Consider the following 11,948-nt stretch of genomic DNA (forward strand, 5'->3'; position numbering starts at 1 on the left):
TATGCAGGGACAACAACAACAGCAGGCGTACGACCGAGGCATCACGATCTTCTCGCCCGACGGCCGACTATACCAGGTCGAGTACGCTCGCGAGGCGGTCAAGCGAGGAACAGCAAGCATCGGCGTCCGAACGAGCGACGGCGTCGTACTGGCCGTCGACAAACGAGTTCCCTCTCCGCTGCTCGAGGACTCGAGCGTCGAGAAAATTCACAAGGCTGACAACCACGTCGGCATCGCCAGCGCCGGCCACGTCGCCGACGCTCGCCAGCTCATCGACTTCGCGCGCCGACAGACGCAGGTCAACCAGCTACGCTACGGCGAGCCAATCGGCGTGGAGACGCTGACAAAGGAAGTCACCGATCACATCCAACAGTACACCCAGGTCGGCGGTGCCCGTCCGTTCGGCGTCGCCCTAATCGTCGGCGGGATCGACAACGGCGAGCCGCGTCTGTTCGAAACCGACCCGTCCGGGACCCCCTACGAGTGGAAGGCCCTCGCCGTCGGTGCAGACCGCGGCGACTTACAGGAGTACCTCGAGGAGAACTACGACGAAGAAGCGGATCTCGACGGTGGCATCGGACTCGCACTCGACGCGCTCGCCTCGGTCAACGAGGGATCGCTCCTGCCGAACGAGGTCGGCCTCGCGACGGTCGACGTCGAAACGGAGTCCTTCGAGCAGTTCGACTACGACAAGATCGAATCTCACCTCGAGGAAAACGACCTCCTCGACGACGGTGAGGACGACGAAGACGCAGAGTAATCGAGACAACTCACCGCGGACGTCGCTTGCAGTTTCGAGTCTCGTTTTTCGCGGGTTCGTGCGTCTATCTCCGCCGAGTGATCAGGAAAAGCTCTTTTACCCGTCCGACGGAACTCACAGGTATGATATCGCTCGACGAGGCGGTGACGGCGCAACTCGAGTCCCACGGGGCGCGCTTCGAAGTGTTAGTCGATCCTGACGCGGCACTCGAAATTAAACGGGGCGAGTTCGACGACGACCTCGAGGACGTGATCGCTGCAGAGGACGTGTTCGAAAACGCCTCACGAGGAGACCGACCTGCCGAGGACGATCTCGAGACGGTCTTCGAGACGACCGACCCGCTCGAGATCATCCCGGAAGTGATCAAGCAGGGTGAGATCCAGATCACGGCCGAACAGCGTCGGGAGATGCAAGAACAAAAGCGCAAGCAACTGATCAACACGATCGCACGAAACGCGGTCAATCCACAGATGGACAACGCGCCCCATCCCCCAGAACGGATCGAGAACGCCCTCGAGGAGGCTGGCTTCACGGTCGATCCGATGGAACCGGTCGAACAGCAAGTCGACGAGGCCCTGGACGCGTTACGTCCCGTCATCCCGATTCGCTTCGAAGAGGTGACCATCGCCGTCCAGATCCCCGCGGAGTACGCCGGGAGCGCACAGGCGAAGGTTCGTTCCTTCGGCGATCTCGAGCGCGAAGAGTGGCAACCCGACGGCTCGTGGATCGGGGCCATCACGTTCCCAGCGGGCATGCAAAACGACTTCTACGATGTCGTCAACGAACACTCAAGTGGCGAAGCAGAAACCGAACTCGTCAAGGACAAAGACGACCTCCAGACTCGGTGAATACGCTACGAACTCGCTGAGGGAGGGTCTCACGCCCGAAACGAGACGTGACTCTCAGCGAGTGGCCTCTTTCGCTACCCTCGGTGGAACCCGATCAAAAACCCGCTCGTGAACCCGGCCCCGACCGAAAGCATCGAGAGGACCGACTCGAGCCAGTGAATTTCCGCTTGTGCTCGTTCCTGCGTTTCGACAAGGCCCGCTGAGAGACGGTTCCAGTCGACGGCGACGATATCCTGTGACTCGAGATATCGAAACGCCATCAACTGAATGCCGATAATAATGGCGACGAGGGTGGCAACCTGCTTCGTCGCAAATCCGAGAACCGCACCGATAATCGCACCTCCGGCAAACTCCAGGCCGAGCGTCGACGGATCGATATCTACAACCACGGTTTCACATATGTGCCAATGACAATTACTGTTGTGGTTGAAACCGACGCCGTCCCCCATTTCTGACGGCAAATGGGACGCGCATTTCACCGATTGGACGACTCGTGAGTGTGACTTGAGCATGGGATTCAAGACGCTCGGACACGTATTCACGCGTATGGTCAGCATTCGTCCAACGGAGGTGTTCGCCCGACATCGTTTCGAGTGACGGCCAGCGGATGTCTCGATCGATACGTCGAGACGAACGGTGGGCTAGCGAAGGATCGTCGTCGTCCGGAGAGCCCCACGTCTCGCGAACGGACGGACACGAGTCCGAATCGACTACGACACATTCGAGGTTTGTATGAAGGCTATTATCGCGAAACGCGTCGATTCCGGCGTCGCGGATACGAGCGAAATCCGGGACCTTGCAGCCGCAGCAGGGTACACTGTCGTCGGCGAAGTCACCCAATCGCGACGGGCCGATCCCGCGTTGCAACTGGGTGAGGGGAAAGCCGAAACGCTCGCCGAGCTCGTCGACGAGACCGAGGCGACGACGGTTATCTTCGACAATCGACTCGGCCCCTATCAGACGTACAATCTGGGACAGCTCTTCGATGCGGGAGTCGAGGTCATCGACCGGTTCACGCTCATCCTCGAGATTTTCGGCCAGCGAGCCCAGACGCGCAAGGCACAGCTTCAGGTCGAACTCGCGGAACTCCGATACGAACTCCCTCGAGCCGAGGCGAAAACCAGCCTCGCCAAACGGGACGAGCACCCCGGATTCATGGGTCTGGGAGAGTACGACGAGAGCCGCGAACAGGACATCAAAGACCAGATCAGCCGGATCAACGACGAACTCGAGCAGATCGAACAGACCGAACAGCATCGGCGAGAACGCCGACGCGACTCCGGGTTCGATCTGGTCGCTCTCGCCGGCTACACAAACGCCGGCAAATCGACCCTCTTGCGCCGACTCGCGGACGACCTCACCGTCGAAGAAAACGAGGGACTCCACCCGGACCTCGAGGCGACGGCCGAATCGCAGGATAACCTGTTCACCACGCTGGGGACGACGACCCGACGTGCAGCGATCGAACCGCGTGATGTCCTCGTGACCGACACGGTTGGGTTCATCAGCGATCTGCCCCACTGGCTGGTCGAATCGTTCAAGTCGACGCTGGACTCGGTCTACCGTGCGGACCTGGTCTTGCTCGTCGTCGACGTTAGCGAAGATGTCGACGAGATTCACGAGAAACTCGTCACCAGCCACGACACACTCTACGAACGCAACGAGGCACCGATCGTCACGGTGTTGAACAAGATCGACAAAGTCGACGAGGACGAACTCGCCGAAAAGCGTGAGGCGCTCTCGTCGCTCGCCCCGAATCCGGTTGCCGTCAGCGGGAAGACGGGAGCGAACGTCGACGCCCTCCTCGAGCGAATCGACGACGAATTGCCGGAGTGGCGTGAAGAGCGCCTGTTGCTTCCGATGACGGACGAGACGATGAGCGTCGTGTCGTGGATTCACGATAACGGCCACGTCGACGACGTGACGTACGGTGACGAAGACGTCGTCATCACGTTCGAAGCGAGACCCGCGATGATCGAGCAGGCACGATCACGTGCGAGCGAGTTGGGGACGACGACGGCTGAATCGGTGTAGTCTCCCGACAGCCGTCCGTTGAAGCCCTCGCAACGACGAACACTGTCGGGATCCCCACCTTATAAATCGTTGACCGGTGACCAGTAGCGTATGGAACGTGTTGCAATTATCGGTGCCTCGATGACGCAGTTCGGCCAACGCGAGGGAGAGTGGATCATGGACCTCCTCGCGGAAGCCGGCGAGGAGTGTCTCGAGGATTCGGGTGTCGACGCCTCGGCGGTCGATCACCTGTACGTCTCGAACATGGCGAGTGGGGAATTCGAAGGACAGACCGGCGTTCCGAACGCGCTGGCCCACGACCTCGATGCGATGCCGGCATACACACAACGTGTCGATCAGACGAGTTCCAGCGGCGGTGCAGGTATCTACGCCGCCTGGCAGTCCGTCGCAAGCGGCGCGAGCGAGATGACGCTGCTCGTCGGCGGCGAGAAGATGACCCATCGGACGACTGGCGAAGCAACCGACGTCATCGCCTCGCTCACGCACCCAGTCGAGTACAAACACGGCGTCACGCTCCCCTCGTTTGCGGGGTTGACCGCCCGACACTACCTCGAGCGCTTCGATGCCCCGCGTGAGAGTCTCGGAAAAGTAGCCGCCAAGAACCATCGAAACGGCGTCGACAACCCACACGCGCAGTTCCAGAAGGAAGTCGACCTCGAGACGATCCTCGAGTCGCCGGTCGTCGCCGATCCGCTTCGACTGTACGACTTCTGTCCGATCACGGATGGCTCGGCGGCGCTCATGTGCTGTCCCGAATCCGTCGCCCAGGAGTACACCGACACCTACGCCGTTATTTCGGGCATCGACGGCGCGACGGACACCCACGTCGTCCACGAACGCGAGGATCCGACCGTAATGGGCGGCGTCGTCGAGAGCGGCAACGGAGCCTACGAGATGAGCGGCCTCGAGCCGGACGATATCGACGTCGCAGAACTCCACGACATGTTCACCATTCTCGAGTTCCTCCAGATGGAGGGACTCGGCTTCGCCGAGCACGGCGAGGCGTGGAAACTCGTCGAGGAGGGATACACCGAGCGAGACACGGGCGAGTTGCCGGTCAACACCTCCGGTGGTCTCAAATCGAAGGGGCACCCGCTGGGTGCAAGCGGCGTCGCACAAGGGGTCGAGATTTACGAACAACTGGTCGGCGAGGCAGGGCCACGGCAGGTCGACGCCGAGGCCGGACTCTGTTGTAACGTCGGCGGGTTTGGCAACTGTGTGATCACGACGATCATGGAGGCAGCACAATGACGATGGAAGCCTACGAGTACGACGACGGCACGATTCGCTACCCCGGTCATCCTCGAGGACCGGGTGGGACCGAACCGGTCGACACGGTAGACCTCAGCGAGTACACCGCAGAAGTGATCACGTGGACGACGAGTACGGCAACGCCACCGGGCGTCCGCGAGCCGAATCATCTCGCAATCGTCGAATTCGACGTCGAGGGAGAATCCGTCCGAGCGATCGGTCAGGTGACGACCGGCGATATCGAAACTGGCGACGAGGTAAAACCGGTGTACGTCGAGAAACTGCGCGACCCCGATGCTGGCATTCGCGAGCCAGAAAGCCAGGAGTGGGACGGGTATCGGTTCGAGCCGGTCTAACTGTCCTCGCCGGTATCGTCTCCCGCTCCCGGAGAATCGTCACGAGTCGGGTCCGATCCGTTGTCACCGTTCGTCTCGTCCGTCCCGTCCGTTTCGCTCGCTTCGCCTGTATCGCCAGTCTCACCGACCTCACCCGAGCGATTCTCGTGGGAACCAACATCGGCACCCACATCCGGGTTGGAATCGGCATCCGAATCCTCCTCGCCGTAGCGATCTTTCAGCGTCTCGAGTTCGGCGTCGACGTCGACGTGTGACTGTGGATCGCCCCGAGTGTCGCTTTCGTCACCGATATCGGACGAGTCGACGGTTCCGTCTTCGATGTCGATGCGAATCGGGTCCGAGCGCTCCGCAGAACGGTCGACATCGTCGCCGAGACGCTGCAACCTTCCGTCGAGATCGTCGCGCAGCGCTCGAGCCTCGGATAACAAGTCGGTGACTCGGTCGTCCTCGACGGCGTCTTCGTCGGCTGTCGCTCGCTGGAGTTGCGTCAGAATGGTATCGAGTTGTGAGAGCGTCGTTCGTCTGAGCGCATTCGCGCGATCTCCCGCGGCGTCGGTCGCAGTCGACGTCCGGTCTCGCACGTCTCGTTCGGTGCGCGCGAGTTTGAGCGTCCGCTGAAACCCCTCGAGCGCGCGGACGCTCGTCTCGAGGGCAACGATCGCTGCCGGGATCGCAATCTCGTCCGTAAACCGAAGGAGCTCTCGTGGGGTCGGCGGCCGCGGGCGCGGTCGCAGTCGAGGACCGTCGGTGTTCGCCTCGAGTTCCGTTCGAAGGTCGTCGATCGTTCGTGTGAGTTCACGAACGGCATCGATCAGTTCGTCGTTGGAGTCGCTCATACGACTCCTACGGGTGCCTCAATGAAAAGTTCGGCCGGTAGCCGGTGGACTCGAAAGTAGTCCGTCGAACTCACGATTGTCAGTGAAACACAAGGATACGATCAGTACGAGACAGAAAACTTATCAGTATATCGCAATCTCTGTATGACGGAATGGATGGTGAACCAATCGATGGTGTGTCATCGGAGGCGAGTTTCGGACAGACGCTCGCAAAACTCAAACGAAACGGTAGCAATATTCTGATCGTCGGCACGGATGCGTCCGAACTCCACACGACCCTCTGTCGTCGGTTGTGTGGCGGCGTCGATGCACCCTCGCGATATCGACTCACTATCACCGATTCAGATTCGACGACGAAACCGTGTGCTCACTCGAGTATCGACGCGCCAGATCACACCCGTACGATCGACGTGACAGCGGCCACACCGTCGACACGGGTAGGTGGCGACACCTCCGACCAGACACCGCTCAAAACGCTCGGTCTCGAGAGTAACGATGCGATCGAGGAACTCGAAGAGCGTGCGGACGGGTTCGAACCCGCCTCGCTTCGCGTCTGTCTCGATTGCCTCCAGCGGTTATTCGACGCACAGCCACGAGACGACGTGTTTCAGTTCCTCCACCTGCTCACCGCTCGAGTCGATTACTATAACGGGATGGGCCACTATCACCTCCCACTCGAGCGCACCGACGAACTGGTTCGTCTCCTCGAGCCACTGTTCGACGTGCTCGTCGAAATCCGCTCTCGGCGCGGAACGGACGAACATCGCTGGCAGTTTCGAGACGACGGAACGACGACCGAGTGGCTAGCCTTTTGAGCCGTCAAACGCTCACAGGAGATCCAGTCTCACCGGTCGATACCGCCAGTCTCTCGAGACGGTCGAGATAACGGTCCCGGCGTCGATCCAATCAATTTTAGTTTACGCGGCGCCCCGAAACGGGTGTGCGAATCGAGAACAGTTTCATTCCCGTTCGCGGGGTTGGGGAAACCACCGAACGTCGTCTCTGGGAGCACGGGATCACCCACTGGGACGAGTTCGATGGGAGCGTCGTCGGCGAGACGCTCGCCGACCGGATCTCTTCGTTTATCGACGACGGTCGTCGCCACCTCGAGCGCGGTGACGTTTCGGTATTCGCCGACGCCATGCCGGCAGCTAGCCGCTGGCGCTGTTACGAAAACGTCCGCGAGGAGACCTGCTTTCTGGACATCGAAACGACCGGACTCGACGCGAGTTGTAACGACGTGACGACCGTCAGCCTTCACCAGGGCGGTGAGACGAAGACGTTCGTTCAGGGACGAGATTTGACGAGTCAGCGTCTCGAGACCGAACTCGAGGAAGCGGCGCTGCTGGCGACGTTCAACGGTCAGCGCTTCGACGTGCCGTTTCTCGAGACCTGCTACGACATCGACGTCACGACGCCCCACGTCGACCTCATGTACCCCTGTAAGACGCTCGGACTCGATGGCGGGTTGAAAGCGATCGAGCGAGAACTCGGAATCGACCGCGACATGCCAGACCTCACGGGCCGTGACGCCGTCCGCCTCTGGCACGAGTACGAACGCGGCGACGACGCCGCACTCGAGCGTCTCGTCGAGTACAACCGGGCAGATACGCGAAACATGAAGCCGCTGATGGAAATCGTCACGACGCAACTCCATCAATCCGTCTTCGAATCGGTCTGTGACGCAGAATAACTCGCGACGATCGATGACAATACGGGTGGGACACGTAGCTATACGGTGTCCGCGTTCGTTAGCTGGCATCGATGACCGACGATCCCGACGACCTGTACTCCTACGAAACCGACATCGACGTGCGTCTCCGTGACATCGATTTCATGGGCCACGTAAATAACGCTGTTTACGCCACGTTCCTCGAAGAAGCGAGAGAAGCGTACTTCGTCGACGTTATCGGCGTTTCACTGCCAGATATCGGAACCGTTCTCGCCACGATGACGATCGACTACGTCAGGGCAATCGAAGCCGACGACAGGGTTACCGTCTCGATGGGTGTCACCGACCTCGGTACCTCGAGCCTAACGATCGGATACGAGATTCGTGCCGAAGGAGAGACTGCCGCTACGGCAGAGACAGTTCAGGTCCTCGTCGATCGAGAAACTGGCGAGTCGAAGTCACTCCCCGACGAATGGCGAACACGAATCGACGCGACACGCGAGTGAGTGTCGACTCGAGGCCCACGCGCCAAACGGGCTTACTGATCGGTGTTCGATTGCTCGCGAACGTCGACATCCCCGTCGCTCGATACCGTGACGTGATACCCACAGAACGGGAACTCGACGCGACCCGCTGCTCGAGGAGTTCCATCCGTTCGCGGGGTGAAAATTGCATCGAGCGCCTCCGGATTGATGGCTTCGTACAACGCTTCGTACTCTGGAGGTTCGATATCCATCGGATCGACACCCTCTCGTTCGGCAACAGCGGCGATTACGTCGAAACTGATCGAGCGTGTCGCAGTGGTATCCGAGGCGTCAGCTGAGAGTAGCATTGGCCAGACTCTTACAGTCATCGGGCATAAATCCTCTGGCCTCAGCCAGCCCTTGTTGGACACTATTGTTCAGCACGGCTCAGTTCTGTCCGACAGTGTATTTTTTCGACTTCAATATTGTTGTGATAGTAGGACACTCAGCAGGTGAATCGTCCGCTTCGTTCGAATTGTTTCAGCGTCACGGACTACCGTCGAGAGGAAACGGTCCTAACTCGTCTACGAAAGCAGTCATTGACTCGTTTATGTAACCGGAAAATGGGGTGGCAGAAAGGACACTCTCAAAAATACAGGTCGGGAGAGCAAAACGTCCACCGTCGAACGCTCGAGGACTATTCGGAATCGATCTTCCCTATTCGAGGACGACGAGCGTATCGCCCATATCGACGCTCTGTTCTTCCTCGACGGCGATTTCGGTTACGGTGCCGCCCTTCGAGGCCACGATGTCGTTTTCCATCTTCATCGCCTCGAGAACGACGAGCACGTCGCCAGCGGCGACTTCGTCTCCCGCTTCGACGGCGACATCGAGAATCGTTCCCTGCATCTCTGCGTCGACGGTTTCACCGTCGCCCTCGAGGTCACTGCTATCGCTCGAGCCGCCTGCTGGCTGTGGCGGTTCGGCGCGGCCACCGTCGACGTCAACGTCGCCGGCCGGAATCGCCGGGGCACCGTGCTCTGCGAGTTCGACTTCGAATCGTTTGCCGTTGACTTCGACGGTGAACTCGCGTTCGACGGCCTCTTCGTCCTCACTCGAGCCGTCGCCGACGTCTCCGCCCCACTGCTCTTGGGCCTCCTCGATTCGACTCTCCTCGAGTTCTTCGTCGAGGTACTTCGTCGTGTGCGTGCTCTCGACGAACTCCTCGTCGGTGAGCATGAGTCGGTGGAACGGGATGATCGTTGGAATGCCATCGATTTCGTACTCACCTAACGCGCGCAGTGAGCGGTCGATACACTCCTCGCGGTCTTCGCCCCAGACGATGAGCTTCGCGATCATCGAGTCGTAGTCCGTGACGAGGTCGTCGCCCTGTCGGAGGGCGTCGTCCATCCGGACGCCGACTCCGCCCGGCGGATCGTACGTCTCTAACGTGCCGCCGGTCGCAGGAGCGAAGTCCTCGGCCGCGTTCTCCGCGTTGATCCGGAACTCGATCGCGTGACCGTCGATCTCGACCTCGTCTTGCTCGAAATCGATTTCTTCGCCGGCAGCGATTCGAATCTGGCGTTTGACAATGTCGATGCCGGTGATTTCCTCGGTGACGGTGTGCTCGACTTGAATTCGCGTGTTGACCTCGAGGAAGTAGAAGTTTGCGTCGGGGCCAAGCGGTTCGTCGGGACTGCGTCCGGACTCTTCTTCCACGAGGAATTCGACGGTGCCGGCGTTGGTGTACTCCGCCGCAGAAACCCCGCGGCGAGCGGCCTCGCCGATCTTCTCGCGCAGTTCGTCGGAGAGCGCAGCGGAGGGGCCTTCTTCGATAACCTTCTGATGGCGGCGCTGGAGCGAACAGTCACGCTCGCCGAGGTGACGAACGTTGCCGTCGTGGTCGGCGACGATTTGGACTTCGATGTGACGAGGGTTCTCGAGGTAGCGCTCGAGGTAGACCGAATCGTTGTCGAAGTAGGCCTCACCCTCGCGCTGGGCGCTTTCGAGTTGGTCTTCGACTTCGCTCTCGTTCCAGACGACTTTCATCCCGCGTCCGCCACCGCCACCTTCGGCTTTGATCGCGATCGGGTAGCCGTGTTCCTCGCCGAAGGCGGTGACCTCCTCGGGTTCGGTGACGGGATCCGTCGTTCCGGGGACGATCGGCACGTCTGCCTCGTTCATAATCGTCCGCGCTTTGGTCTTCTCACCGAGTGCTTCCATGGCGTCACTCGCAGGACCGATCCAGGTAATACCGTCGGCAGCCTCGACTTTGCTCGCGAATTCGGCGTTCTCCGCGAGGAAGCCGTAGCCGGGGTGGATCGCATCGGCATCGGCTCGCCGTGCGGCGTCGATAACCGCCTCGTGATCGAGGTACGAATCGGCCGCTCGAGCCGGACCGACGTTGTACGCTTCGTCGGCGAAGCGGACGTGTCCCGACTCCGAATCGGCGTCGGAGTAGATCGCGACGGTCCCGATATTCAACTCCTCACAGGCTCGCATCACTCGAACAGCGATTTCCCCGCGGTTCGCTACGAGAACCTTCCTGAACATTCCTGTCAAAACACACGCGAAGCCACTACGTTACTTTTTCGCAACGGGCTGGCCGATGGTACTTTTCGCAATTTCTGCGAGATCGACCGTCTGACCCGGATAGCCAGCGACTCGACAGCAACGAAAGAGGAGTGAATTCGAGGTGGGACGGAGACGAGACACGCTCGAGTCCCGGGATTCGAGCGTGTGTCGGGCCGGAGACGCGCTCTGCCGGTCGTGACGTGAAAAGCGCCTGTAACCGGCAGGTCGGACAATTGAGTCCCTGAAATAAAAATTCAGTGATCGACGTCGCCGTTCTGGAAGTGACGAACGCGGTACAGTTACAGTCGCCGGTCTTGAAGTGCGGGAAACTCCGCTCGAACCTGCCCGACGTGCTCGAGATCCAACTCCGCAAGAACGAGCGCTGGCTCATCACCACTCGAGGCTAGCGTCGTCCCCCACGGGTCGTAGACGGTCGACCGCCCGAGCAGGGTCGCGTCGGCGTCTTCAAAGTGGCCCGAGCCGTTGATCGTCGCGAGGAAGCATTGATTCTCGATCGCGCGAGCGCGTGAAAGCGTTTGCCAGTGCTCGAGGCGCGGATACGGCCACGCGCTCGGGACGAGCACTAATTCTGCGCCGGCATCGACGAGTCGACGATAGAGGGCCGGAAAGCGGAGATCGTAACAGGTCGTCGTTCCGATAGTGACCCCGCTAACGGTTGCCGTCTCGATGCGCTCACCCGGAACGAGTAGCTCGGATTCGGCCGACTCGTACCCAAAGAGGTGGTGTTTCCGGTAGATCAGTTGACGATCACCGTTCGAATCGAACAGCACCGCCGTGTTTGCAAACCCCTCGTCTGCCGGCGTCTCGACGGTCGCCGTCGCCTCGAGGTCTTCGACGATACTCCCCGCGAGCACGGCGACGCCGTGTTCGGCCGCTGCCTCTCGAATGCGAGCGAGCGTCGTGCCGTCGATCGGTTCCGCGAGGTCGGCGTAGCTGTCGAACGCGAAGTACCCGACGTTGAACAGCTCCGGCAGTGCAACCAAATCTGCACCACGCGAAGCCCCACGCGAGATGGCCTCGAGGGCGCGTTCGACGTTCGCGTCGACAGCGGTCGGTTCGACGTCGATCTGGGCGAGTGCGAGCGTAAACGGTGTGGTCGGAGTCGGTGTCATCGTGTGTGGTCTGTCGTCGA

The 11,948-nt window shown here is 60.4% G+C and carries 13 protein-coding genes; 8 read left to right on the forward strand and 5 right to left on the reverse strand.

The features are described 5' to 3' along the window. Position 1 precedes the first annotated feature (1 nt). On the forward strand, positions 2-760 hold the full coding sequence (gene psmA / locus BB347_RS04495; protein ID WP_076577986.1) for an archaeal proteasome endopeptidase complex subunit alpha: 759 nt from the start codon (positions 2-4) through the stop codon (positions 758-760). A 122-nt stretch (positions 761-882) separates the two neighbouring features. Then, a complete protein-coding gene (locus tag BB347_RS04500; RefSeq protein ID WP_076577984.1) occupies positions 883-1,608 on the forward strand; it encodes a ribosome assembly factor SBDS in 726 nt (241 codons plus the stop codon). A gap of 74 nt (positions 1,609-1,682) precedes the next feature. Here the strand turns inward: BB347_RS04500 and BB347_RS04505 are convergent, their stop codons facing one another. Then, positions 1,683-1,997, reverse strand: a complete 315-nt coding sequence (locus tag BB347_RS04505; protein WP_076577983.1) for an FUN14 domain-containing protein — start codon at positions 1,995-1,997, stop codon at positions 1,683-1,685. Positions 1,998-2,340: 343 nt separating this feature from the next. On the opposite strand from BB347_RS04505, the gene hflX reads away from it, so the two are divergent. From hflX to BB347_RS04520, 3 genes are all read left to right on the forward strand, one after another. Beyond that, a complete protein-coding gene (hflX, locus tag BB347_RS04510) occupies positions 2,341-3,642 on the forward strand; it encodes a GTPase HflX (protein WP_076577981.1) in 1,302 nt (433 codons plus the stop codon). A gap of 90 nt (positions 3,643-3,732) precedes the next feature. Continuing rightward, the gene (locus BB347_RS04515; RefSeq protein WP_076577979.1) at positions 3,733-4,893 is read left to right on the forward strand and encodes a thiolase family protein; all 1,161 of its coding nucleotides are present in this window, start codon (positions 3,733-3,735) and stop codon (positions 4,891-4,893) included. Next, positions 4,890-5,249: a nucleic acid-binding protein gene (locus BB347_RS04520; RefSeq protein WP_076577978.1), complete on the forward strand. Its 360-nt coding sequence runs from the start codon at positions 4,890-4,892 to the stop codon at positions 5,247-5,249. Before BB347_RS04515 ends, BB347_RS04520 begins: the two co-directional genes overlap by 4 nt. Here BB347_RS04520 and BB347_RS04525 read toward each other — a convergent pair. Then, positions 5,246-6,085 carry a DUF7547 family protein gene (locus tag BB347_RS04525; RefSeq protein WP_076577976.1) on the reverse strand — a complete coding sequence of 280 codons (840 nt, stop codon included), beginning with the start codon at positions 6,083-6,085 and terminating at the stop codon, positions 5,246-5,248. The genes BB347_RS04520 and BB347_RS04525 overlap by 4 nt on opposite strands. Positions 6,086-6,237: 152 nt before the next feature. Here BB347_RS04525 and BB347_RS04530 point away from each other — a divergent pair, with 152 nt between their 5' ends. The 3 genes from BB347_RS04530 to BB347_RS04540 all read left to right on the forward strand — a co-directional run bounded on the left by BB347_RS04530 (position 6,238) and on the right by BB347_RS04540 (position 8,263). After that, positions 6,238-6,900 (forward strand): DUF7504 family protein, encoded by a 663-nt coding sequence (locus BB347_RS04530; protein WP_076577975.1) that lies wholly within the window; start codon positions 6,238-6,240, stop codon positions 6,898-6,900. A 125-nt stretch (positions 6,901-7,025) separates the two neighbouring features. Next, entirely contained in the window at positions 7,026-7,778 is a 753-nt protein-coding gene (locus BB347_RS04535) for a ribonuclease H-like domain-containing protein (RefSeq protein WP_076577973.1), read from the forward strand. Positions 7,779-7,849: 71 nt separating this feature from the next. Continuing rightward, positions 7,850-8,263 (forward strand): acyl-CoA thioesterase, encoded by a 414-nt coding sequence (locus BB347_RS04540; RefSeq protein ID WP_076577971.1) that lies wholly within the window; start codon positions 7,850-7,852, stop codon positions 8,261-8,263. 32 nt (positions 8,264-8,295) lie between these two features. On the opposite strand, the gene BB347_RS04545 is transcribed toward BB347_RS04540, so the two are convergent. The 3 genes from BB347_RS04545 to BB347_RS04555 form a co-directional block, all read right to left on the reverse strand. Further along, entirely contained in the window at positions 8,296-8,589 is a 294-nt protein-coding gene (locus BB347_RS04545; protein ID WP_076577969.1) for a HalOD1 output domain-containing protein, read from the reverse strand. Positions 8,590-8,938: 349 nt separating this feature from the next. Next, a complete protein-coding gene (locus BB347_RS04550) occupies positions 8,939-10,774 on the reverse strand; it encodes an acetyl-CoA carboxylase biotin carboxylase subunit (protein WP_076577967.1) in 1,836 nt (611 codons plus the stop codon). Positions 10,775-11,094: 320 nt separating this feature from the next. Beyond that, entirely contained in the window at positions 11,095-11,928 is an 834-nt protein-coding gene (locus BB347_RS04555) for a carbon-nitrogen family hydrolase (RefSeq protein ID WP_076577965.1), read from the reverse strand. Positions 11,929-11,948 lie beyond the last annotated feature (20 nt).

It is taken from the genome of Natronorubrum daqingense, assembly GCF_001971705.1.
Classification (GTDB): Archaea; Halobacteriota; Halobacteria; order Halobacteriales; family Natrialbaceae; genus Natronorubrum; species Natronorubrum daqingense.